The following is a 22,831-nucleotide window of genomic DNA, read 5'->3' as shown; positions in this document are numbered from 1 at the left end:
AACCAACGTTACACTGTGTTGCTAGCGAACGGCTTAACAAAATCCGGAAATGTTGCAATCATCATGTGACCGACTGCGCTCTTACCGGGTCACGCCGCCGGTGATGACTTTGTATGTCCTGAGATTCGAAGTCGGGCAATTTCCTGCTCACGGGCATCGCATAATTTAATCGCTGCACTTTTCAGGCTCCAGACGACCTGATGAAGGGCAGAGCAGAAGCACTCCAAATCCTCGCCCGCAACATACCACATGGCGATGGGGCAACTGGTGCACGCGGCATCCGGCTCGTCGACCGAATAGCGAGGTTTTGCGCTGTTCTGGTCGGCCTCGAGAGTTTTTAATGTGGGACTTTCGTAAGCGCCGGAATGCGGCGCAATCGGTGTTTGTTCAAATGCCATGACTATCATCCAACAGGTTGATTCCTGCGGACCTTTATCGGCGGCCTACCTTAAAAGTCGGTTTCTCCATCTGACGGCCTACGCATGTGACCGGGATGGAAAAGCTGCCGCGACCGCGTCTCCTGCAGCCGGGTGAAGAGGGGAGGAAAAGCCTCGCCTCCGCTCGGCGGTAAGCAAACAGGAGCAAATCATGACCATCCATAACGACGCCGCCTCGTTCGAGGCGGCGCTACGTCTCTGCGCGTCGCGCGAGGATGTCCGCATCCTCCGCTGCGTGCGGCCGATTTCCGAACTTGTGAACGACGGACCGCCAATCGGGCCGACACGGCGCATTGCCATCGTCGATACGGAAACAACGTCGGTCGATGTCCAGACCGCCGAGGTCATCGAAATCGCCGCCGCGGTCGTGCTGGTCGACGACGCCGGAGAAATCCGTGCTGTCGAAGAAACTCGTCGCGGCTTGCGCGATCCCGGCATTCCAATCCCGGTCGAGGTGCAGCGACTGACCGGAATATCGGACGACGACGTGGCGGGGAGGGGCCTGAACGTGCCGCGCTGGGAAGCGCTGCTCGGCGGCTCTGACCTGATTGTCGCGCACAATTCTGCCTACGACGCTCCAATTGTTGAACGCCTTTTGCCCGGGATCAAGGGGCATGCCTGGGCCTGTTCGATGCGCGAAATCGAATGGTCGGCGCATGGGTTCGATGGCGCCAAACTCGGTCACCTCCTGATGCAGATTGGCTACTTCACCACCGGGCATCGGGCGGACGCCGATGTGATCAGTCTCGCCCATTTGCTGACCCATCGTCCGGACGGCGTGCGGTCGCTGATGGCGGGGCTGGTTACGCTGGCCGCGCAGCCGTCGTTGCGGATCGAGGCAACGGGCGCGCCGTTCGACAAACGCCATCTCCTCAAGGCGCGCGGCTATCGCTGGGATGCGCGCGAGAAGGTCTGGTGGCGCGAGATCGCCGAATCGGCGCACGAGGCCGAGGCCTTATGGCTCGCGCGCGATGCCGAGCTCCGCGCAACACCGCGCGTGAACCAGCTCAGCTGGAACACACGTTATCGATAGAGCGAGAGGGCCTCGCTGCTCTGGTCGCGCGAGCAGCGAGGCCAGCGAGCGTCGTTATGCCGCGACGCTTCGCGTGAAGGTGAGGTCGCAATCTCTGCCTTCAGAGATCGGCTTAGCCTCCAATTTTCAAGATCCGGTAAATCGACGGCCTCCGGCCATTGAATGGCGCCGGCAGGCGCAAGCCACCGCCGATGCGGCGGAATTGAGCACCGTGAGAGAGCGGAAAAAGGCTCCGGCCAAAGCGGCCGTCACCCAAGAGTAAGGAAGATAGCATGAACGACACGACGATGCAGGCGCTGCAGCACCAGAAACACGCCTGGGCTCTGCGCCACGAAATGGGCTTTCCGGCAGACCACAAGCTTACCCCGTCAATCGAATTCGCCACCGGTGGCGCGATCGACGGCGGCATCGTGCGCGAACTGGTTCTCCGCGCGATGGAGCGGGACCAGGACATCATTTATGAAGGTCAGGCCCACACCGGCATGTCCGGGTCGCGTGAGTATCTGGCAGTTATGCGCAACCAGCATTTGATCCACATCTTTCGATGCCGACCCTGGTCGGGTGACAGCAATGCGCCGGTCATCCTCGTGTCGGAATGCGGGAAAGTTACGATCCGGCTGGGCAGCGAGGGCGCATTCGACTGTCTGGCGGGAGCGCCCTCCGACCTCGCGGGCGGACATTGTCGAGCCCTGGCCCGCATCGAACGCGTCGCCGCCGAGACGCGCACGCGTATCAAGACGCACATGTCTCAGCCGCGCTCCAGCGACAAATAATCGGGGCCGGTGCCGGCACCCATCATTCTCAAAACCACTGAACACCGCGGCAGGCCGAGCCTGCCGCCCATTCCAAAGGAAATATCTATGAAATACGAACCCCGTATCGGCGTTGAACGCCGACCGCGCTCCTATATCGTGCTCGACGTCGAGTCCGCCGTCATCGATGAAAGCGGCCATCGCCGTTACCAGGCCACGGAGCGGTATAGCCCCGGTAACGACAACAACCAGCCCGCGCGCCGCGGTTATACGCGCAGCGAAGATCCGCTGACCTGTCCGCGCTGGGTGTTTCAGACCATTGTCACCGCGTCTATCATGGTGCTGACCGAGCATGCCGACGGTAATCTGGACATCGCGCAGTTCGTGACGTTGAGCCAGCCGGACCATGACGAGCGGGCGATCGTGGCCGGCCTGTTCCAGCTGCTGCAGACCTGGCCAGACGCCGAGCTCGTGACGTGGGCGGGGATGGTGCACGACATTCCATTGATCATGATGGCGGCCTACAAGCACGGCCTGACCCTTCCCCGTGGCTGGCGCTGGCTATCTTTCGGCGGCAACGATCCGGCTCGCCACCTCGACTTCGCTCGCATCGTGACCGGCGGGTTCAAGATGAAGCCGATTCATCTGGCCGAGGTGTTGGCTGCGCTCGATATCCCGGCGAAGATGACCGCACCGGCGTTCGCAGTCACGGGGCTCATCTACGCGGGCGCGTGGGATGCAGTGCAGGAAGCCTGCGAAAGCGATACGATCGGCGTCGCCTGGCTGCTTGCACGCTGGCGGCGGTGCCACGACGGGCGTGCCGATATCGACGTCGCGACGGATCGACTGCTTCGGCGGATAATCGAACTACGCGAGGGGCGGGGCTACATCAATGAACTGCAGGCGCGACGAGAACGGTTTCTGTTGGAAGCGGTCCACCGGGTTTTGGCGGCCTAGGTCAAAGCACCTTCGAGAGGGTCTCGCTCAGGTCTCATGAACCTAAAGGCTTCTCCTGCGGTTGAGGTATTCGGGCTTTGGGGGGTGGCTTTTCGGAGCGTTCAGCATCGCGCCATCGAACGCCGCAAGTTGCTCCCCAAGCACTGAATCGTCGCCGATCTTTTCCCAATTAACTCGCACCACAGAATCATCCTGAATGATCAAATATGAATATTCAAATGCACGATCAGCGAAAACAGAAAAACAAATTCCATTCGAAGGGTCGAGGCGAATTTTATCATCGACACTCCAAGGCACTATATGCGAAGCAATGAGGAACTCTTTTGACGTTATTCCAGTCAGCGCACACTTCCAATGATAATTTTCTTTAACTGCATTTGCAAAAGCTCTCTGTGCGCTTCCCCTTGTCTTTACTGTGGCAGTTGAGTCTGGAACTTCATAGTTTCCATTATTAAGGAGGATCTCAAAAATCGCTACTTCTGTATCGGATTTCTTCAAAGATTCGGCTGTTACATCACTATCGACGATGGAGTTTTGGAGGTAGGAGTCGCCATCTGGAAGTTCGGGTTCGCCTTCAATATGTTTTAGGGCTGTTATCGGCTTATCGTGCCAAGGAGAAATCTTGCTGCTTGTATTGAAATATAAAGCTTGTTCACCGTTTTCAGTGAAAAGCTTCCATGCCAGCGCATTTTGCTCGGAGGTGTCGGCGGCCAATTCTTGAATTGTGACCGGCGCATCCTCCAGGGCTGCCCAAGCGAAGGCAGGTTCCGGGTTTTCGATCAACACACGGAGGTGAAGCACATCACCGTCGCCGCGAACCTTGGTCGCAATAAGAAAGGGTTGGCCGAAACCAGAAGAAAGTAAGCTGTGGAACTCCGCGTCGGCATCGGCTTCATTATTGTGCGACGGATTCCCTCTGATCGTTGCCGCCGAAGATTCACTGGGATTGGGTATCATTCGCCACGGAGCAGGTGCCCGATTAGTTTCCCAAGCCAAGTGGGGCCGATCTGCCGACCTCTCGAGCAGCTTTCCGTCGGCTGAGCCTGACGGCCAGCGGTATGTGAGGTTGAGGGAGCCATTATCGGCAAGAGAAGGAAATGCGGCACTCAGGTCGCCGAAAAAGCTCTGCGTCCTGTAAAGCTGAATATAGTCCTTCGTGTATTTATTGCTACTGCTAAGTCGGCCATAAGTTGCCCTATGTGCAGATTTTCCATAGCGTATGACGAGTATCCATTCAACAGCTTGTGCATTCGTCATTGTTCGCCCCCAACGATTATCGCCTCAGGTGACTTATGTGCCTCAACCTCTCGGCGACTTTGTGCTGCAAGTGCTCTATGAGTAGTAAACCTAATGATTTTGTATCGTGCAAATAATTTACGCACAATAGGAGTGTCGCGGTTCGACATAACCCAATTGACACCTCTATGACTCATTGCTGTGCAGAGTTCTGCTAGTTCAACGAGGTCCGGAAGTTCAAATGTCTTTGCGGTATATTTATTGAACTTTGCTGTTGGTTCTTTCTCGAGCCCCGGCCAGGAAAATATAGGAAGATATGGTGGGTCGAGATAAACGAAATCGCCAGCTTGCGCAGACGTCAGGACGTCGCGAAAATCGCTGTTCGTTATCGTGACACCCTTCAGGATCGCGGATATTTCGGAGAGATCAGAAGCGCTGAACCCTTTGAATTTTCGGTCACCCCAAGGGACATTCATTGCGCCAGTCTTAGAATTTTCCCGCCATAAGTGGTTCCAAGAGACTCCGTTCAAATAGAGAAAACGAGCAGCCTTCTCCACCGCATCCTTCGGATTCTCGGCTCGGACCTTGTAGTAAAAGTCCTTGCTGTCATTTTCGAAAAATCGGTCCAGCAGGGGCCTAAGCTTGTTCGGCTGATCGCGAATAGCGAGCCACGCCGATATCAGGTGGTCATTCAGGTCGGCTAGGTTGGCTTGCCCGCTTATTCTGTGCCGACAGGCGAGAAAGACGGCTCCCCCGCCCAGGAATGGCTCATAGTAATTTTGGATTTCGGCTGGGACGTGCGGAAAAATTTTCGGCAGAAGCCTGGATTTTCCTCCCGCCCACCGGATGAAGGGCTTCTTCACGGCATTGGAAACCTCTTCCGTCGCGGCATCGGTTGTCAGGAAATCGCTAGAGTTTATGCTCATGGGGCTTTAGGCTCATATTCGGTTGATGGCGCGGTCTGTCACTGCGGCGGATGCGCCAAATGTTCAAGCGTGCGCTGTGAGGGCAAGGTTCAAATGTCTGATATTAGGTTGCATTGGGATAACAAGGATCTCACGCTAAGGGCGGCTGGGGCGCTTGCATACACGTGGGTTGGCCCAAACGATGGTGAGCTGAAAAGTGCGGGACTAATGGGGCTTTCTCAGCAGTTGCCTAGCCGCCGCTCAAACACCCTTGTTGTCGGCGACGGAATTGATGCCCTTTTAGCCTTGGACGGAACTTCCGATACGCTCGCCGACAAGGTTCGGCTCGTTTATATTGACCCACCTTTCAATACGAGCGCGGATGTCCATTGCTATAACGATGCCATGGACCGTTCCATGTGGTTGAGTATGCTACGAGACCGCCTAGTTGCGTTGCGGCCTCATCTGTCGGCAGATGCTAGCGTTTGGGTGCATTTGGATGACAGCGAAGTTCATCGTGCCCGCTTGGTTATGGACGAGGTTTTTGGAGAACAAGCGTTTGTTTCCTCTGTCATTTGGCAGAAGAAGGATACTCGCGATTCCAGGGCCGCATTTTCAAATAATCACGATACGATCCTTGTTTATGCGCCCAGCGGCCCACGGAAGTGGAAGGTTTCCCGCAACCTATTGGCGCAAGGCACCGCTCATTTAGACAACAAGGACAATGATCCACGAGGTCCTTGGTCCGACGCCCCGTTTACTGCGCCTGGCTTTAGAGCCGCGCAACAATACCCGATAACAACCCCCTCGGGCAAAGTTTTGAAGCCGCCGAGAGGGCGGTCTTGGTATGCGACTGAAGCGACCTATCTCAATTTGCTTGCGGACGATCGAATCTGGTTTCCGAAGAACGGTAGCGGCTCACCGAGAATAAAATTGTTCAGCGAACAGCTCCGAGGTCTAGTCCCTTTCACAGTTTGGGGCACATCTGAAACAGGTACAAATGACAATGCAAAGCGCCATCTGATGACGCTTTTCCCTGATAAGCAGGTGTTCGACACGCCAAAACCGGAGGAGCTGCTCGAACGTATCATTCACATCGCTAGCAAGCCGGGTGAGTTAATTGTCGACTTGTTCGGAGGGAGCGGAACGACTGCCGCAGTAGCGCACAAGATGCGAAGGCGCTGGTTGCTGGTCGAACGAAATGTCCAAACCGTCTATGATTTTACGCTGCCGAGGCTGCACGCCGTCATAAATGGAGCGGATACAGCCGGCGTCTCGGGCGTGACAAACTGGAAGGGAGGCGGAAGCTTCGAAATTGCATATGCGCCCCCTTCTTTTGGAGAGCCGCTTTCGAAGAAGGAGCTTTCCCGCGTGAAGGCGCTGCACGAACAATTCAATGATTGCGAAGCGCTGCTGGTAGCTAGTTAGGAAGCGTGCGCAAATTCTCCGGTGCTTTCGCGCCGATCTGTCATTGCCATTGCAGCATTCGAGGAGCGTTCGGCGCTGACGTTGGTTATGCGCAGCTTGTGAAGCTCTATGGCGACCAATGCGGCACCCGTTTATCCCCTTGACCCACGTTAGGGCCAAATCGCAATAGTTGCGAATTTGACTTGAGGTCAAGAATCGGGGGGTGTAGGATGGTGACGGCCCGCCGCGAGGTGGTCTCTAGTTATCCATCCCGGGTTCAGCGGGTCGGATAAGACCGGCAGTGAGAGCAAATATGCTCCCACCGACCGAACCGAAAGCGCCAGTAGTCAATGACTGACACGGCTTTCGGCCACACGCACGACTTTCTCATCGCACTTCTCCTGTGGGTCCGGGGTTTAAGCCCCGGGCTCCGGGACACCCCATGCGCCCCGCGCCACAGGCGCCAAGGGGTATTTCAGGAAAAGAACGGCGGACCGTCGCAGGCATACTCGCCGCGCCCGATGAAAAAGTCAACGCGAATTGTGACGCATACGCTCGCAATCATCTTTCACCTTTCATTCACTTGCCATGAAAGGTGAAAGAGCGTAGGGTGCAAATCATGGATCAACTCGCCAGTCTGCGATTCGCGCTCGAAAAGGTGGAAGCCAAGGTTCAGCGCCTGTTCGCACAAGCCGACGCCGCCAAGCGCGAGCGTGACGAAATCGAAACTGCGATCCGCGTGATCGAGCGTTTTTCAAATCAAGCAGGGAAGCCAGTCAGCGGCGGCGGCGCTAGCGACAATGGCCAGCTGATTTACGGCTTCGTAGGCGTAGGCCCTGAAAGGGCCTTGCCGCCCAAGGATATTATAGAGAAATTGCGCGCCGGTGGCCACGATTTGGGCGACGACTTGGTGCGGACGCAACTTTGGCGAATGGCGAAGCGCGGCGAGCTTGAAAACAATGAAGGGCGCTATTGGCGTCCTGTCACTGAAAACGCTGACGTCGATGATATTGATAGTCTGGATAAGGGAGAGGCCCCCAACGCTGATCGCGCGGGAGCCTCTTCTAGAGTTGGGCGGGTAGCTGAACTGGAAGGTCCTGGAAAAACCGAACAGCACCCTTTTCGTAATGGGGAGAATGTGGGTTCGAGTTCCACCCCGCCCGCTTCTGTCGTTGAAGAAGTCCCGTCTCGCGGTTGGGACGACTTCGATGACGATGTTCCCTTCTAGGCGTGAAAGGAGGTTCGTCGTGTGGCACTCGACCAGCTTAATATAGGCTAGAAGCGTGGACCGGCGGTTAATGCCGTCGGTCCATTGCTTCCTAGCAAAATCGACGATTCTCGTCTATAGGGAAGTTCATGGAACGTATTTCCCCAGCGAGCGCGCTTGCGTCCGGCGACTTAGAACCTTTCATTCAGCAAGCTGAAAAGGATGGCATATTCTGAAAAGCAATCCGACATTAACGTCGCCCTGTCTGTCATCTGCGACGGAGAGGACGACGTTTACGACGGCGCATTCTTGCTTTCAGCGGATTCCGATCAAGTGGCGACAGCAAAATTCTTCAAAGCTCGCCTGAAAGAAAAGGGCAAAAGGCTTTTTGCAGCGATCCCACCAGGTCAGACCTATCCGCCTGACTACAAAGGGCTTGGCTTCCCGCGTCGAAACATCTCGCTTCCAATGATCGAAAGATGTGTAATGGGCGCTCAGGTCGACTCCCGAGGATGAACTGCAACCCGACTGGGCGTATCTTATAACTCATGATTTCATGGCCGAGCATAAGATTTCGACAGCGGAGCGTATTTGCCGTCAGCAGGACGACCAGTGTCGAACTACCTTGCGAACTTCGAACCGCTGCTGCGTGAGACGCTGGCGTATTTTGGAATCGGCGACGTGCCCGCGGAGGCTGCCGCGCCGGCCTAGTCGCGCTTGTGCGCATGGCGCTCGGTTGAGTCGGCGCAACATTGGTGAACCTGCTTGTCTTGCTGCCGCTGCTAGGATCAGGACTCATTGATCGGAGCCAGAATATGACGGTAGCGGCGAGGGCCTGTCAGCAGCGAGTGGCGTCGCGCTGACAACGAGTAAGCCGGGCCCGCAAGGTCTTGTCCACAGACGCAGCAGACCGGCGGCGATAGGCCTCGGGAAGAACGAAATACTCCTCCAAGGCGACGGCTGCTTCGGCGAACTGCCGCGCCCGCACCATCGCGCCGGTCAACTTGTCCATATAATAACCCAGCTGCCATTCCCCGGCAGCGTTCAAGGGCACGCCTTGGTCGATCGCCTGACGGATCAGGGGCGCAAGTTTGACGATCTTCTTTTCCGCAGGCTCGATATCAACCGCCTTGAACATGCGTTCGGAGAGTTTCTGCATGTGGTCGTAATAGTAGCTGACGCCGTCCTGCTGTGCTTCCCACTCTGGGTCTGACCAGACTTTGCCCGCGCAGAGCTTCTCGAGTTCATTCAACGGTAGCATCGCCGCTCTATAATAGTCCGGTGACGGTATCACATGGGTGAGTGGGGACCATTCGCTGCTGAGGCCCCGAGGTTGAGCATTATCAAGGACCGGCTCAATTCCCTCTGGTAAGGAATCACGAAAGTCCTCACGGGCGAGCCGACCGAGGATTTCCAGCCTATTCTCGCGTTCCGCCGCGGCCTCGGTCGCCAAAGTCGTGAGAAAGTCGTGCAGATCGGCGGCATGGTCGCCCGCTTGCCCCTCGCGGCCCGCGCGCGCCGCCTTTGCCAACAATTCGACTTCATGTACTGCGGCTCCGATCCGCTCGGTATCCCAGCGCTCGGGATTAGCGACGAGTGAGCTGAGCAGAATCCACAGTCGCTGCCGAACAAACTTTAGCTTTCCCTCGACCTTATCGGATCGGTAATAGGCCTCGCCATACGCGCGACAGGCCTGTGTGGAATTCAGCTTCCAGTTTCCAAAAGCAGAACCGGCGATGATTTCCGGCACGAAGCGAACGGACACGGCTTTTTCCGCTTCGATGGGATCATGTTCGAGCGCCATGAAACCGGGGCCGGTCGAAAGGTCCGTTACGGCCGCACCCGCAACCGCCAAGGCGTCCTGTTTGCCTTCGAGCCGCTCCATTGTCGTCTTGTAGCGGGCTGTGGTGACCAGCCCGCGTCGGAATGCATTTTCCGCTTGAAGGAAGTGGTTTAGTTGAAAACGGTTATCCGCTCGGCTGCCGGGATGGTCGAGCCGTTCGGAGAGCGCGCGCAGCTGCTTTTCTCTCCACTCATCGACGAACGGATATCGACCTGCGGCGATCGCCTTCTCCTCGCGCTCCTGCACTTTTTTCTGCGAAGCGCTCTCGCGGGCTGATATGCGACCGTGCTTGATCCAGCCGCCGATTGCTGCCTGCAACCACATTTCGCCGACCTCGCGAAGACCCGGGAGGCCATAAGTTAGGTCCGCCACTCGCGTGGCTTCGATCGCGATCCGAACAATGTCGGCAAGCCGTTCGCACGCTCCCGCTTTGTCGAAAGCCTCCCAGCTCGGATCGCCTTCGACTACCCAAGCCGGATTGAACCGTAGTCCTAGTGCGAGCTCTGCGTGGCGGTCCTCATCGAATATGTCGATTGCTGCCAGCAATGCCTCGCTTCGTAGTAAGATCTCGAACTCTTGCGCCGAGCGGGGATATTGAAGGATCGACCCGGGCCAGAAGCCCGGGCTAACAAATCCGCAGGCGAAACTTGAGCCACCGCGCGTGCCATCGTTCCAAGTGCGGTCGGTGCTGACGTTAGGTTGCAGCGCGGCTTCAGCTTCGCGGAGCATCAAAATGTCGAGGAGTTGAGCGAACGCCGCGTTGAGGGCAATCATGTCCGCCGCGTTACCACCCGTGTCCGGATGCAAGATTCGAGCGGCACGACGATACGCGCTTTTCGCCGTGACCAAATCCGTCATGGCGGTAGCATCGAAAAACTCTGAGAATCGGCTCCACTCGCTCTGAAGAGCAGCGAGCGGCGAGCCGGCGCTGGAAGGCTTCGCGCGAGGCCGGACGTGCAGCTCAAAAATCGCCTCTAGCGCACCGGACGAGACCAGCAAAAAGTGCTCTACTGAGCCAATGAACGAAGCCGCGAAATCGCGGCGACGCGACGGATTATTGAACTGCCGGTAATAGAAGAATTGCTCTTTGGCGTCGAAAAATGCCTGCAATGCCTCGGTCGAAACCGCGTTGAGAACCGCGCTCGCGTCCCGTGTTTTCCTCGCAACAGCCGTCATCAATACCCCACCTTCTAGATTCTGATGTAAGTGCCCGGATAGACGCTGTCACCGCTTGAAATGACCACCTGATCTAAGAGTAGCGGGGTCAGCCCGGAGCCTGCTTACGGAGCGTCCCGCCAAAATCATGTCTCGACAGCAAATGTATTGGTGACGTAAATGTCGGCCCGAGCAGGCGTGCAGCGATGTCTGCTTCCAAGCAGTCGGGGGGGACTGCTTCAATGACCAATGCTGGCGCGAGAAGCAGCCATCACGCCGCTCTCGCAACGAGGATTTCCCAACGATCTGAGTGCCCATCGCTTTCATGTCGGGTGCACCATCTTTTCCAAGATTTCGCTGGCTTGTCTGGTTGTTTACCCGTTCGCGGCGCGTCATGAAATTCCGCGGATTTCCCCCGGCCTTCCCGATCTCCGTGGCTTTGCTGCAATAAAACCGGCACAAAATGCAGGGCGCTTTGTGGCCATGCTACGCTGCGAAGGTCTGTGCCCGGCGTTTCGCGTGACACGTCAACGCCGACCGACACCGTAATCGATCCGGATCCGGACCCAACTGCCCACCATCAGCCGCCCGCCCAGCCGGGGAGGCCGCACCCGGAACTGCCATGCCGCGGCCAGGACCGCGCGATTGATCTGCGATCCATTCGGATATTCGTCGAGCGCTACGCAATCCTCGACCCGGTAATCGGGCGCCGTGCGGCACGCAATCAGGCCCCAGCCCGGGCCGCTCGCGGTGGACAAATAGCCGCGCAATTCATCGTCTCGCGGCTCGCGATACCAGGCCGCCGCATAAAGCGGCTCGCCATTGGGCGCCGTTCCCACCCGTTCGGTGTCGCGCGATGTGGACGAACTCGCCGTGTTGGGTGGTCCATAAACCGCGCCGCCAGGCGGCCGCATAGCATTGCGGGGTGTCGGCGGCTGTTCGCTTGGCATTGGCAAGGGGGGCGCAACCTTGGGCGCGGCGGCTGGCGGGGGCAGCGGCTGGGCCGGTACGGGTGGCGGGGCTTCAACGGGCGCGGGCTGCGGCGACGTCGGCTGCGCCGCTGTCTGTTCGCGCTCGGAGCGGCTCGGTTCGGGCGCTTCCTCCGCAATTTCCGAGGCATTGAGGCGCACCACGCTGACCGGTTCCGCCCGGCTGTCAGGCTGCCCAGCCAAGCCAAAGGAGAGCAGCAAGAGAAGCAGGACGGCGGTGATCAGTAGCGCCAGGACAATCGCAAGCGTGCGACGCCCGGCCCCGATGCTGAGTTGTTCGACGTAGGGCGTGGCGGGAACAGGGCTCAGCTGAAGCAATCTTTGGTGGCGGCGTCCGCTGGTCGAGAGGCCCGGGGCTTGATCCGCGCGGAATAGGGACGCGCGGCGCCTTTGACAAGGGCGCGCCAGCCATTGACCGATTTTGCCACAGGGAAAAGCCCTGTTGGCGGCCGTTCGCGCGCGCCAGGGACTGCGCGCGCGAACGGCCGCTCTTGGGGGCTTGGCGCGTCAGGGTTGCTGACCGGGAAACAGCAGCAACCAGTCGGCCTCGGCCTGAACCCGGGCAAAATAGCTCCAGCTGTCGACGTTGATCGACCGCTGGAGCCAAGGTTTCGCCTTTTCGGCCTCGCCCATCAGGATGTAATAATTGGCGAGGCTGTAGGCGGTCGATGCGGCGACGCCGTCGGCGGTCGCAAAGGCGCGGCCGGTGTCTTCGGCGCTGAAGAAGGATTTGGGCGAGCGATGCCCCTTGAACAGCTGGAGGCCGTCGAAATAGGTGTCGGGGCTGCCGTCGGGCTGCACTTCGAACAGCGTCAGGTCATAATCGTCGAGCACCTTCTGCGCCGCGCGCATATTTCCGCCGCGCGCGAGCGACAGATATTCCCAATAGCTGTTCGCGGTGCGTGCTTCGACGTCATGGTTGAACGCGGCGGATTCGGCCGACTTGGCAAACCATTTGGCGGCATTGTCATAGTCGTGCTTGGCGAAATAGGCCTGGCCGAGGTGGTAATAGAGATAATATTGCACGACATCCGGGGTGCCGGGGAAATAGTCGGGGCCGGGCTTTTCGCGTTCGAGCGGCTGGCCCTCATAAATCTTCGCCGCCTTCAGGCCGACCTCGACCGATTTGTCGAACTGGCGGAGCGAGAAGTGACGGTGCGCGAGGTGGCGCATCAGCTTGCCCGAATTGGGAAAGCGTTTGAGCGCGGTTTCATAGACCGCCGCCGATTCCCTGACATAGCCCTGATAGAACAGGATGCGGCCGTACCAGGTCGCAGTGTCGACGGTCATGTTGCTTTCGAACGCCGCCTTGGCATCCTTGGCGGCGCGTTCGAGCGTCGCGACGGCGGCGACGCCGACGTTGCGGTCGGGGTTGGTCACCATTCGCTGGCCGAGCAACGAGGTGCCCTGGAAGCTGCCTTCCTGGGCGATGGCGAGCGACGGCGTTGCCAGCATCAGCAGGCTTGCCGACGCCAAGAGTTTCAGGGTGCGGGGGATCATATTCACTCTCCTTGGATTTTGTTTCTTGTGCGTAGTTTCACGGATCGATGTCGAGGTCGAACTTCACGCCCTGCGCCAGCGGCAGCGACGCCGAATAATTCACCGTCGCGGTGGCGCGGCGCATGTAATTTTTCCAGCTGTCGGAGCCCGACACGCGCCCGCCGCCGGTAACCTTTTCGCCCCCGAAAGCGCCGCCGATTTCGGCGCCGCTGGTCCCGATGTTGACGTTTACGATGCCGCAGTCGCTGCCCTGCGCCGACTGGAAGCGCTCGGCCTCGCGCACATCGTTGGTGAAGATGCTCGACGACAGGCCTTGCGACACGCCGTTTTGCAGCGTGATCGCTTCGTCGAGGCTGTCATAGCCCATGACATAGAGGATCGGCGCGAAGGTTTCTTCGCGCACGATCGCGCTTTGCTGCGGCATTTCGACGATCGCCGGACGGACATAATAGCCGTCGTTAGCGCCCGCGAGATCGAGGCGCTCGCCGCCATGAACGGTGCCGCCCTCGCGCCGCGCCTGTTCGAGCGCGCGCTGCATGCCGTCGAAGGCGGCCTGATCGATTAGCGGCCCAACGTGCGTGGCGTCTTCGAGTGGCGAACCGATGCGCAGGCTGGCAAAGGTCGCGATCAGGCGCTGAACAAAGGCGTCGCGGATGCTGTTGTGGACGATGAGGCGGCGCAAGGTGGTGCAGCGCTGACCGCAGGTGCCGGTCGCGGCGAACACGGCGCCGCGCAGCGCGAGGTCGAGGTCGGCGCTCGGCGCGATGATCGCGGCGTTGTTGCCGCCGAGTTCGAGGACCGGACGGGCGAAGCGCTTGGCGAGGCGCACGGCGACATCCTGTCCCATCCGCACGCTGCCCGTCGCGCTGATGATCGCGACATCAGGGTGATCGGCGAGCGCGGTGCCGCAGCGCGCATCGCCGATCGCAACCTGCACTAGATGTTCGGGCGCCAGATCATAATCGTCCGCCGCTTTCGCCAGCAGCCCGGCAAAGGCGAGCGCGGTGAGCGGCGTTTTTTCCGACGGTTTCCAGATCGCGCTGTCGCCGCACACCAGCGCCACCGTTGTCCCCCACGCCCACACCGCGGCAGGGAAATTGAACGCCGAGATCAGCCCGAGCACGCCCATCGGATGCCAATATTCGGTCAGGCGATGCTCGGGCCGTTCGGACGCGATGGTCAGCCCGAACAGCTGGCGCGACAGACCGACGGCATATTCGCAGATGTCGATGACTTCCTGCACTTCGCCGCGCGCTTCGGTCAGGATCTTGCCATTCTCGATCGACAGCAGCAGCGACAGCGACTCCTTATGCTCGCGTACCAGTGCGCCATAGCGACGGACCAGCTCGCCGCGATGCGGGGCAGGAACCTGGCTCCACGCGGCAAAGGCGGCGCGGGCGTTCGCGACCATCGCGTCGACGTCGCCGGGGGTATCCATGCGCAGCGCGGCGAGCTGCGATCCGTCGATCGGGGAAAAGACCGTCAGGTCGGATCCAAGGCGATCGCCAAGCGACAGGCCGAGCAGACCAAAGGTTGACGCGGCCTGCTGGGCGAGCGGGGAGGCGGGCCAAGCGGTCGACGGGATTTTCGCAATAGTTTCGGGAGCGTTCATAAGGTTCTTTTCTGCCAGGGATTTGGTGGTTTGTGGGTTTTGTATTGGTCAGTCGGTATTCCGCGCGACAATCTGGCCGCCCTTGATGACGACGGCGACCTTCTCCAGCACGGTGATGTCGCGATAGGGATCTCCCGCGACCGCAATCATGTCGGCAAATTTGCCCGGTGCGATCGTGCCGATATTCTCGGACTGTCCGAGCAATGCCGCGGCATCCACGGTGGCCGAGCGCAGCGCCGCCATCGGGGTCATCGGCCCCTGTTCGACCATCTTGCGAAACTGCCGCGCGTTTTCGCCATGCGGTGAAACTCCCGCGTCGGTGCCGAAAGCGATATTGACCTTATAGCGTACTGCGAGGCGGATGTTGTCGCCTGACACCTTGCGCGCTTCGGCCATTTTCGCCTGCACCGCGGGGGTGATGCGCGCGGTGTCGGCACTGTCGTGCGAATCGAGCAGGCCGAGCGTCGGCACCAGCCAAGTACCGCGCGCCGCCATCATCTTCGCCGTGTCGGCGTCGAGATAGGTGCCATGCTCGATCGAATCGACCCCGGCGAGCACCGACGCGGTGACGCCCTGCGCGCCGTGGGCGTGGGCGGCGACCTTCAGCCCCAGACTGTGCGCAGTGGTGACGATCGAGCTTAGTTCGTCGTCGCTGAGATGCTGACCCAGCCCGCGCGCCTGCTGCGACATGATGCCGCCGGTCGAGGTGATCTTGATCAGGTCGGCGCCATATTTCGCGGCTTCGCGGACGCGCAGCGCGCATTCGACCGCGCCGGTGCAGGCGCCGGTATAGTCGTAGGGAAACAGCGCCTCGGTCGTCTTGCGGTTGAGCCCCGACATGTCGCCATGGCCGCCGACGATCGACAGCGAGGTGCCCGACAGAAAGATCCGTGGGCCGGTGACCGTCCCGTCGTTGATCGCATCGCGCAGCGCGTGGATCGCGTAGCCGTCGGACCCGACATCGCGAATCGTCGTGAAACCCGCTTCCAACGTCTTTTTCGCATTGGAAAAGGAAAATAGCGCAACGTCTTCGGGTGTGTCGATCGCCGCCGACCAGTTGCGCGTCGCGGGCGAAAAGCTGAAATGGACGTGGGTGTCGATCAGGCCGGGGAGAACCGTCCGGTCCTTCAGGTCGAGCACCGGCGCATCGCCGACATTGACATAGCCCGGCACAAGCTGGGCAATTTTGTCCTTGCGAACAACGATCGTCGTTGGGCCGAGCGCGCGCTCGCCAGGAACCGCGATCACGGCGCCTGCATGGATCACAAGGTCTTGTCCGGCAGCGGCTGGCTGCGCTGCGGCGGCTGCGGCAGACAGCAGGGCGATCGCCGATGCCGACACGGCGCCAAGGCGGCGCGTCGGCCGGTCGCGTGCGGACGGGTTGGCGATGTCGATCACGTAAAGGGCTCCCCGGCGATCGGGCCAGTGCGATCAGCGGCAGCCCTTGAGCCACCACATAGGAACATTTTGCTGGCGGAGCAATAAATTTTATGATAGGAAAAATTACAAGAATAAGACGAGGCCCGGAAATTTGCGGTTTTCAGGGTCGATAATGGGTTACCAAGGAGGGAAATAATGTCGAAGTTCGTTTCACGTCTGCTGTTGTCGTCGGCGCTTGCATTCGCGATGGCACCGGTTGCCCAGGCGCAGACGCCGCCGCCCGAAGCCGAAGGCGCGGACACCGATGAGGGCGGCAGCGATATCGTCGTCATCGGGACGCGCCGCAAGGATCGCTCGATTACCGACAGCTCAGTCGCCATCGACGTTATTTCACCCGAAAGCATCACCACCACCGGCTACACCGACGTGAACGACGCGCTGCGCACGCTGGTGCCCGCGTTCAACGCCCAGCGTCTGCAGGGCAATGACGGTTCGTCGTTCGTCCGCCCGGTCACGCTGCGCGGTTCGCCGGCCGACCACGTCCTGCTGCTGATGAACGGCAAGCGCCGTCACCGCGCCTCGATCGTCCAAATCGGCACCGGCCACGCGTCGACCTCGGGCTCGCAGGGGCAGGATTTCAACGTGATTCCGCCGATCGCGCTGTCGAGCGTCGAAGTGCTGCGCGACGGCGCATCGGCCCAATATGGTTCGGACGCGATCGCCGGCGTGATCAACATGGAGCTGAAGAAGCAGAAAAGCGGCGGCTCGATCATCGGGCAGGTTGGTGAGTATTTCAGCAGCGGCGGCCGCACCTATGACATTCAAGGCCACATCGCGGTGCCGGTTGGCGACAATGCCTATTTTAACCTGGCGGCCCAATATACCGACCAGGCCAAGGCCTATGCGCGCAAAGCCAGCCATGCGGGCGCGGTTGCGCTGCGGGCCGCGGGCGTACCAGGGGTTCCGGAACATCCCGAAGGCAATCTCGATCCGCGCTACATGGCGTTTAAGTCGGTGTGGAATGCGGGCATCGAGCTCAGCGACGCGCTGGAGCTTTACACCTTCGGCAATTATATGACCGGCAAAAGCTCGGTGACCTTTGGCCTGCGTCAGCCGTTCGCCGCGGGCGGGCTGAGCGGCCATGGCACCTATGCCAATTCGGCCTTCGACCTCAGCCCGGCACACCCGCAGCTGTTTGATCTGACCCGCGTCTATCCCGGTGGCTTTACCCCCGAATTCCGAGGCCATCTGGAAGATTTCAGCGCCCTGGTCGGCCTGCGCGATCAGGACGGCCCGCTGACCTGGGATTTGTCGGCACGCTATGGCACCAACACCGTCGACTATACGATCACCGGCACGATCAACGCGTCGATGGGGGTCAATTCGCCGACGTCGTTCAAGCCGGGGTCGCTGACCCAGCGCGAAATCCAGTTCGACGGTGAAATTTCCTATGAGCTCAATGACAATATCTTGCTGTTCGCGGGCGCCAGCCATCGCAAGGAAACCTATGTCATCGGGGAAGGCGATCTCGCCAGCTATCTGACCGGGCCGCTGCGCGACCTGCCCGCCGGTTCGAACGGCTTCCAGGGCTTCTCGCCCGAATTTGCCGGTAGCTTCGATTCGAACAGCTATGCAGTGTTCGCCGAAGTCGACGCCGACATCACCCCCTGGTGGAACCTGTCTGTCGCCGGTCGGTACGAAGATTATGACCAGTTCGGCACCAACTTCAGCTATAAGGCGGCCACCCGTTTCGAGCTGAGCGATGCTTTTGCGTTGCGCGGTTCGGTCAGCACCGGTTTCCGTGCCCCGGCGGCTGGACAGGTGTTTGGCACCAGCCTGACCTCGCAGCTCGACGGCATCGGCGGTTTCATCCTCGACGCCGTGCTGGTTCCGGGTTCGCCCGCGGCGCAGGTCTTTGGTTCGGACGCGTTGACGCCGGAAACGTCGTTCAACATGTCGGCGGGTGTCGTGTTCACCGGTCTGGACGGCTTTCTGACCACGCTCGATTTCTATCAGATCGACGTCGATGACCGGCTGCTGCTGACCCCGTCGCGGAACACGACCGCCGCCGAGCGTGCGGCATTGGCCGCGATCAACTTCCCCAATGGCGCGGACATTCAGCAGGTGCGTTATTTCCAGAACGAAATGAACACCCGCGTGCGCGGTTTCGATCTGGTCAGCACCTATCGCCAAGAATGGTCGGACAATGCGTCGACCGACTTCAGCCTGGCGCTGAACTATAACGAACAGCATCTGCGCGGCGCGCCGCCTCCGGGGTTCAGCCCGGCGATCGTCACCGAATTCGAACGTGGCACGCCGCGCTGGCGCGGGAACTTCTCGGCAACGACCAAGGTTGGCGACTTCGCGCTGATGGGCCGTGCGATCCATTATGGCGCCTGGCGCCGCCTGGACGGAGCGACCTTCCTGCCGCGCAAAGCGGTGACGCTGTTCGACGCCGAAGTCTCCTATACCGGAATTCAGGATGTCGAGCTGAGCGTTGGCGCACGCAACATCTTCAACATCTTCCCGCCGGGCCGCGGCCCCGCCCGCGCCCGCGCAGGCCTGATCTACGACAACCACAGCGTGTTCGGGGTTGCCGGCGGCTTCTATTATCTGAACGCCAAATATAAGTTCTGATCCCCGCAATCCGCGAGGCACAGACTGTTCCGGTGGGCACATGCGGCGCTGACATGGGCGAAATGTCAGCGCCGTAGCCTATCGGAAATTTGTGCATTATAGGATTGTGATACGGGCAGGGGGGCTGGCCCTCCAAAGCCAATCCCGAGCCCGTCGATCTTGCACTGTTTGGCCAAGGTAAGGACCGCCGATATATGCCCCCCAGAACAGCAGATGAGCCGGAAATTCTGGGCGCCGTTCGTCAGTCGAAACGGCCCCGAACCGAAGGGTTTCATCTGGGGCGGCGACTCCACCAGCTGCGCCGCGAGCGCGGGATGACGCTGGAGGATGCAGGGCGCCTGACCTCGCTGGCCGCATCGACGCTGTCGAAGATCGAAAATGACCAGATGTCCCCGACTTTTGACGTGGTGCAGAAACTGGCGCTGGGGTTCGATATCGACATTACCGAACTGTTCGCCAGCAATACCGGACAGGACGCCGCCGGACGGCGCAGCATCACGCTGGCGGGGGCGGGGCGACCGATGGAGACGCCGGTCTATAACCACCGCCTGATCGCGGTCGAGCTGAAGCACAAGAAGATCCTGCCGTTCGTCACCACGATCAAGGCGCGCAGCCTTGAGGATTTCAAGACCTGGTCGCAGCACAGCGGCGAAGAGTTTCTGTACGTGCTCGAGGGCGAGATCTGTTTCCAGACCGAGCATTATGAGCCCGCGATCCTGGGCGTCGGCGACAGCGTCTATATCGACAGCAGCATGCAGCACGCCGCCTATTCGACGAGCGAACAGGACGCCGTCGTGCTGTGGGTCAACACCGGCTGATCGCGCCGGATGTCGTGAGCCGGGATCCGGCTTTCGCATCACTTGCAATAATTTTCGTATCGGCTATAAATTTCCAATAGAACATATTGGGAGTCGAGGCGGTGGATAGACGGCAATTTGTGCTTTCGGGGGCGGCACTGTCAGCCGCCGTGGCAATGGCACCCGCTTTGGCGGCGAAGCAGACCGCGCGCCCGCTGACCTTTGACGCGATGGGCGAAGTCAGGTTCGAATATGATGCGGCGCTGGTCGGCCAGATGCGCGACAGCGGACTCGACGCGATCACGGTGACCTTGTGCGACCCCAAGACTTACGAAGCGCACGCCTATGAGGACGCGATCCAGGCGGTGCTCGACCATGACGCGCATATCGCCGCCAATCCGGCGCTGTTCCTGAAGGCGACGCGCACCAGCGACATCGACGTCGCGCGCCGGAATGGCCAGATCGCGATCTATTATCTGTTCCAGAACACGACCCAGTTCGGGCGCGACCTCGACAATATCGACCTGTTCTACAAGCTGGGCGTCCGCTCGTCGCAGATCACCTACAACGACCAGAATTGGGCGGGCGCCGGGTGCAAGGAATTGGGCGCCAATGGCTTGACCCATTTCGGCCGCGAGGTCGTGGCACGGATGAACAAGGTCGGGATGCTGATCGACCTGTCGCATGCGAATATGCAGACGATGACCGACACGATCAACGCGTCGGCGGATCCGGTGATCATCTCGCACACCGCGTGCATGGCGATGCACAAGAATGTCCGCAACACCACCGACGACAATCTGCGGCTGCTCGCGCAGAAGGGCGGGGTGGTCGGGATTTGCCAGATGCGGCCGTTCCTGACGACGAAGCGCCAAGGCGCGCTCGCCGATTATTTCCGCCATATCGACCATGCGGTGAAGGTCGCGGGCGCCGATCATGTCGCGATCGGCAGCGACCGCGATCACCGCGTCGTCGAAATGACCGACGCGTATATCGCCGAGCTGAAGCGCGAAGAGGGCGCCAATTTCAACGCCGACGACTGGCCGCTGTTCATCGACGAACTCAACGGCCCGCGCCGGATGGAAGTGGTGTGGGACGGGGTGCGCAAACTCGGTTATGCCTCCAGCGACGTCGAAAAAATCATGGGGACCAACGTCCGCCGCATCTATCAGGATGTCGTTGGATGAGCGTGCGGCTGATGGGCAGCGCGGCGACTGCGCTGGCACTCCTGATGTCGGTGACTCCGGCATCGGTGGCGGCGCAGCCCGCCACCGATGCCGGGCAATGCACAACCAGCCTGATCGGCACGCCGCTGACGTTGCCGAAATTCTCGGAGGCGACGCAAAAGCGGCTCGATCAGGATATCGAAATCGCGCGCGCCGCGCTGCGGATCGCGCCCGACCGCGAGGATTCGTACATCTGGCTGGGGCGCCGTCTCGATTATGCCGGGCGGATTTGCGATTCGGTCGATGCGTTCACCGAGGGGCTGAAGGCGTTTCCGAACAGCTACAAGCTCTACCGCTTTCGCGCCCGCGACCTGACCCGCGCGCGGCAGTTCGACGCGGCGCTGGCGGACTATAGCAAGGCGCTGGCGCTGATGGGCGACACCCCCGACAGCTTCGAACCCGACGGGCTGCCCAATCCGATCGGGCTGACGATCAGCACCTATCGCGGCAATATCGTTTATTATCACGCGCAGACCAGCTTCGCGACCGGTGACTATCAGACCGTCGTCGATGGCATGGCGAAATCGCTCGCGCTGGCGGCCGATTTTGCGCGCGACGATATGCGCGTGCCGACCGCCTATTGGACCTATATCGCCTATCGCAAGATGGGCGAACATGCCAAGGCGCGCGCCGCGATCGACGCGATCGAGCCGGGGCTGAAACTGATCGAGAACGACATCTATTACCAAGCGGTCCAGATCATGCAGGGACGACTGAAGCCCGCCGATGTCGGAGCGACCAAGGACAGCACGATCAAGTTCGCGATCGCGATGGAGCGCCGCTTTGCAGGCGACGAAGCGGGCGCCAAGGCGCTGCTGGGCGAGATCATTGCGGAAAATGCGCAGGGTCACTGGCCGTCCGAAGCCGAGCTGGCAGCGCCGGATCGGGCGCCGCGGCGATAGGGCGCCGTGCGATCCCGGTAGCTAGCCCTGCACGTCGGCACGCATCGTTGTCCGGCCCGTTGCGTCGCGAGCCCACAAGCGAGCGCCGCTGCCATCGCGCGAGAGGCAGAGGTCGAAGGGCGCGCCGTCGATCAGCGGCGCTTCAGCGCGGAAGCTGAAGCGTGCGGGCGCCAGGCCGGGCATCTCGCGCCGGGCATGATCGATCAGCAGCGTGGCGATCAGCGGGCCATGGACCACAAGCCCGGCATAGCCTTCGACATCGCGCGCATAGTCGCGGTCGTAATGGATGCGGTGGGCGTTGAAGGTCAGCGCTGAATAGCGGAACAGCAGGACGGGGTCGGCGGTGACGCGGTGGACCGCGTCGGCGGGTTCGGGTTCCACCGGCTTGACGGGATTCGCAGTGGTTGAACCAGCCGCGGGTGCACGATACACCAGATCCTGCTCCTCACGGATCGCCGGGATGCCGTCGGCGGCAATGTCGTGCTGCAAGGTTATGAACACCAAGTCGCCGCTGGCGCCACGCTTGGCGCGGATCGCCGCGATCGTTGTGACGCGGGTCAGCACGGCGCCGACCGCGATCGGGGCGAGGAATTCGACGCGACCACCGGCCCACATCCGGCGGGGCAGGGGAACGGGGGGCAGCAGGCCTGTTTCGTCGCGGCGCGGGTGGCCGTCCGCGCCGATCGCCGACTGGCGCGCATCGGGCAGGAAATAGAGCCAGTGGCCGAGCGGCGGCACGGTCGCGGGCGGCGCCGCGTCATGGTCGAGCAGCGCGGCGAGGCCGACGAGCGGCGCTGCGGTCGCAACGTCGTGCCGCGTTTCGCTCCGCCCGATCCAGTCCGAATAATCCTCCATT

19 protein-coding genes and 1 tRNA gene are annotated in these 22,831 nt (G+C 60.5%); 10 read left to right on the top strand and 10 right to left on the bottom strand.

Annotated elements, in window-relative coordinates; translation table 11 throughout:
* Positions 1–89: 89 nt before the first annotated feature.
* Positions 90–398, bottom strand: coding sequence for a hypothetical protein (locus B4F07_RS08095; protein WP_293698531.1), 309 nt, complete (start codon positions 396–398; stop codon positions 90–92).
* A 190-nt stretch (positions 399–588) separates the two neighbouring features.
* On the opposite strand from B4F07_RS08095, the gene B4F07_RS08090 reads away from it, so the two are divergent.
* The 3 genes from B4F07_RS08090 to B4F07_RS08080 all read left to right on the top strand — a co-directional run bounded on the left by B4F07_RS08090 (position 589) and on the right by B4F07_RS08080 (position 3,179).
* Positions 589–1,470 carry a 3'-5' exonuclease gene (locus tag B4F07_RS08090; RefSeq protein ID WP_293698528.1) on the top strand — a complete coding sequence of 294 codons (882 nt, stop codon included), beginning with the start codon at positions 589–591 and terminating at the stop codon, positions 1,468–1,470.
* Positions 1,471–1,742: 272 nt separating this feature from the next.
* A complete protein-coding gene (locus B4F07_RS08085; RefSeq protein WP_293698525.1) occupies positions 1,743–2,243 on the top strand; it encodes a hypothetical protein in 501 nt (166 codons plus the stop codon).
* Positions 2,244–2,330: 87 nt separating this feature from the next.
* A complete protein-coding gene (locus B4F07_RS08080) occupies positions 2,331–3,179 on the top strand; it encodes a hypothetical protein (protein ID WP_293698522.1) in 849 nt (282 codons plus the stop codon).
* A gap of 42 nt (positions 3,180–3,221) precedes the next feature.
* On the opposite strand, the gene B4F07_RS08075 is transcribed toward B4F07_RS08080, so the two are convergent.
* Positions 3,222–4,436, bottom strand: a complete 1,215-nt coding sequence (locus B4F07_RS08075) for an HNH endonuclease (protein ID WP_293698519.1) — start codon at positions 4,434–4,436, stop codon at positions 3,222–3,224.
* Positions 4,433–5,341 carry a DNA adenine methylase gene (locus tag B4F07_RS08070; protein WP_293698517.1) on the bottom strand — a complete coding sequence of 303 codons (909 nt, stop codon included), beginning with the start codon at positions 5,339–5,341 and terminating at the stop codon, positions 4,433–4,435. The genes B4F07_RS08075 and B4F07_RS08070 overlap by 4 nt, the downstream gene beginning before the upstream one ends.
* A gap of 93 nt (positions 5,342–5,434) precedes the next feature.
* On the opposite strand from B4F07_RS08070, the gene B4F07_RS08065 reads away from it, so the two are divergent.
* Complete coding sequence (locus B4F07_RS08065; protein ID WP_293698514.1) at positions 5,435–6,748, top strand: site-specific DNA-methyltransferase; 1,314 nt, start codon at positions 5,435–5,437, stop codon at positions 6,746–6,748.
* 733 nt (positions 6,749–7,481) lie between these two features.
* Here B4F07_RS08065 and B4F07_RS08060 read toward each other — a convergent pair.
* Positions 7,482–7,844 carry a hypothetical protein gene (locus tag B4F07_RS08060; RefSeq protein ID WP_293704702.1) on the bottom strand — a complete coding sequence of 121 codons (363 nt, stop codon included), beginning with the start codon at positions 7,842–7,844 and terminating at the stop codon, positions 7,482–7,484.
* Here B4F07_RS08060 and B4F07_RS08055 point away from each other — a divergent pair.
* Positions 7,800–7,890: transfer RNA gene (locus B4F07_RS08055), tRNA-Thr, on the top strand. The genes B4F07_RS08060 and B4F07_RS08055 overlap by 45 nt on opposite strands.
* A gap of 266 nt (positions 7,891–8,156) precedes the next feature.
* Positions 8,157–8,450 carry a hypothetical protein gene (locus tag B4F07_RS08050; protein ID WP_293698511.1) on the top strand — a complete coding sequence of 98 codons (294 nt, stop codon included), beginning with the start codon at positions 8,157–8,159 and terminating at the stop codon, positions 8,448–8,450.
* Positions 8,451–8,772: 322 nt separating this feature from the next.
* On the opposite strand, the gene B4F07_RS08045 is transcribed toward B4F07_RS08050, so the two are convergent.
* The 5 genes from B4F07_RS08045 to B4F07_RS08025 form a co-directional block, all read right to left on the bottom strand.
* Entirely contained in the window at positions 8,773–10,953 is a 2,181-nt protein-coding gene (locus tag B4F07_RS08045; protein ID WP_293698509.1) for a hypothetical protein, read from the bottom strand.
* 506 nt (positions 10,954–11,459) lie between these two features.
* Entirely contained in the window at positions 11,460–12,239 is a 780-nt protein-coding gene (locus tag B4F07_RS08040) for a hypothetical protein (protein WP_293698507.1), read from the bottom strand.
* A gap of 189 nt (positions 12,240–12,428) precedes the next feature.
* Complete coding sequence (locus B4F07_RS08035) at positions 12,429–13,421, bottom strand: tetratricopeptide repeat protein (protein ID WP_293698504.1); 993 nt, start codon at positions 13,419–13,421, stop codon at positions 12,429–12,431.
* A gap of 37 nt (positions 13,422–13,458) precedes the next feature.
* Entirely contained in the window at positions 13,459–15,033 is a 1,575-nt protein-coding gene (locus B4F07_RS08030) for an aldehyde dehydrogenase family protein (protein WP_293698502.1), read from the bottom strand.
* Positions 15,034–15,081: 48 nt separating this feature from the next.
* Positions 15,082–16,431: a metal-dependent hydrolase family protein gene (locus B4F07_RS08025; protein ID WP_293698500.1), complete on the bottom strand. Its 1,350-nt coding sequence runs from the start codon at positions 16,429–16,431 to the stop codon at positions 15,082–15,084.
* Between the two features lie 177 nt (positions 16,432–16,608).
* On the opposite strand from B4F07_RS08025, the gene B4F07_RS08020 reads away from it, so the two are divergent.
* The 4 genes from B4F07_RS08020 to B4F07_RS08005 all read left to right on the top strand — a co-directional run bounded on the left by B4F07_RS08020 (position 16,609) and on the right by B4F07_RS08005 (position 21,975).
* Positions 16,609–19,050, top strand: a complete 2,442-nt coding sequence (locus B4F07_RS08020; RefSeq protein ID WP_293698498.1) for a TonB-dependent receptor plug domain-containing protein — start codon at positions 16,609–16,611, stop codon at positions 19,048–19,050.
* Positions 19,051–19,244: 194 nt separating this feature from the next.
* A complete protein-coding gene (locus tag B4F07_RS08015) occupies positions 19,245–19,868 on the top strand; it encodes a helix-turn-helix domain-containing protein (protein ID WP_088442311.1) in 624 nt (207 codons plus the stop codon).
* Positions 19,869–20,023: 155 nt separating this feature from the next.
* Entirely contained in the window at positions 20,024–21,034 is a 1,011-nt protein-coding gene (locus B4F07_RS08010; RefSeq protein ID WP_293698753.1) for a dipeptidase, read from the top strand.
* Entirely contained in the window at positions 21,031–21,975 is a 945-nt protein-coding gene (locus tag B4F07_RS08005) for a tetratricopeptide repeat protein (RefSeq protein WP_293698492.1), read from the top strand. The genes B4F07_RS08010 and B4F07_RS08005 overlap by 4 nt, the downstream gene beginning before the upstream one ends.
* Positions 21,976–21,996: 21 nt before the next feature.
* On the opposite strand, the gene B4F07_RS08000 is transcribed toward B4F07_RS08005, so the two are convergent.
* A complete protein-coding gene (locus B4F07_RS08000; protein ID WP_293698489.1) occupies positions 21,997–22,830 on the bottom strand; it encodes an FAS1-like dehydratase domain-containing protein in 834 nt (277 codons plus the stop codon).
* Position 22,831: the final 1 nt, after the last annotated feature.

It is taken from the genome of Sphingopyxis sp. UBA6723 (genome assembly GCF_002454115.1).
Lineage (GTDB): Bacteria > Pseudomonadota > Alphaproteobacteria > Sphingomonadales > Sphingomonadaceae > Sphingopyxis.
Note: the sequence above shows the minus strand (reverse complement) of the source record. Positions and strands in the feature narration are given on the sequence as shown.

Excerpts from the sequence above, each read along its gene's own strand:
- B4F07_RS08095 (WP_293698531.1), bottom strand. The coding sequence starts at position 398 with ATGGCATTTGAACAAACACCGATTGCGCCGCATTCCGGCGCTTACGAA.
- B4F07_RS08090 (WP_293698528.1), top strand. The coding sequence starts at position 589 with ATGACCATCCATAACGACGCCGCCTCGTTCGAGGCGGCGCTACGTCTC.
- B4F07_RS08085 (WP_293698525.1), top strand. The coding sequence starts at position 1,743 with ATGAACGACACGACGATGCAGGCGCTGCAGCACCAGAAACACGCCTGG.
- B4F07_RS08080 (WP_293698522.1), top strand. The coding sequence starts at position 2,331 with ATGAAATACGAACCCCGTATCGGCGTTGAACGCCGACCGCGCTCCTAT.
- B4F07_RS08075 (WP_293698519.1), bottom strand. The coding sequence starts at position 4,436 with ATGACGAATGCACAAGCTGTTGAATGGATACTCGTCATACGCTATGGA.
- B4F07_RS08070 (WP_293698517.1), bottom strand. The coding sequence starts at position 5,341 with ATGAGCATAAACTCTAGCGATTTCCTGACAACCGATGCCGCGACGGAA.
- B4F07_RS08065 (WP_293698514.1), top strand. The coding sequence starts at position 5,435 with ATGTCTGATATTAGGTTGCATTGGGATAACAAGGATCTCACGCTAAGG.
- B4F07_RS08050 (WP_293698511.1), top strand. The coding sequence starts at position 8,157 with ATGGCATATTCTGAAAAGCAATCCGACATTAACGTCGCCCTGTCTGTC.
- B4F07_RS08045 (WP_293698509.1), bottom strand. The coding sequence starts at position 10,953 with ATGACGGCTGTTGCGAGGAAAACACGGGACGCGAGCGCGGTTCTCAAC.
- B4F07_RS08035 (WP_293698504.1), bottom strand. The coding sequence starts at position 13,421 with ATGATCCCCCGCACCCTGAAACTCTTGGCGTCGGCAAGCCTGCTGATG.
- B4F07_RS08030 (WP_293698502.1), bottom strand. The coding sequence starts at position 15,033 with ATGAACGCTCCCGAAACTATTGCGAAAATCCCGTCGACCGCTTGGCCC.
- B4F07_RS08020 (WP_293698498.1), top strand. The coding sequence starts at position 16,609 with ATGTCGAAGTTCGTTTCACGTCTGCTGTTGTCGTCGGCGCTTGCATTC.
- B4F07_RS08015 (WP_088442311.1), top strand. The coding sequence starts at position 19,245 with ATGCCCCCCAGAACAGCAGATGAGCCGGAAATTCTGGGCGCCGTTCGT.
- B4F07_RS08010 (WP_293698753.1), top strand. The coding sequence starts at position 20,024 with ATGGCACCCGCTTTGGCGGCGAAGCAGACCGCGCGCCCGCTGACCTTT.
- B4F07_RS08005 (WP_293698492.1), top strand. The coding sequence starts at position 21,031 with ATGAGCGTGCGGCTGATGGGCAGCGCGGCGACTGCGCTGGCACTCCTG.
- B4F07_RS08000 (WP_293698489.1), bottom strand. The coding sequence starts at position 22,830 with ATGGAGGATTATTCGGACTGGATCGGGCGGAGCGAAACGCGGCACGAC.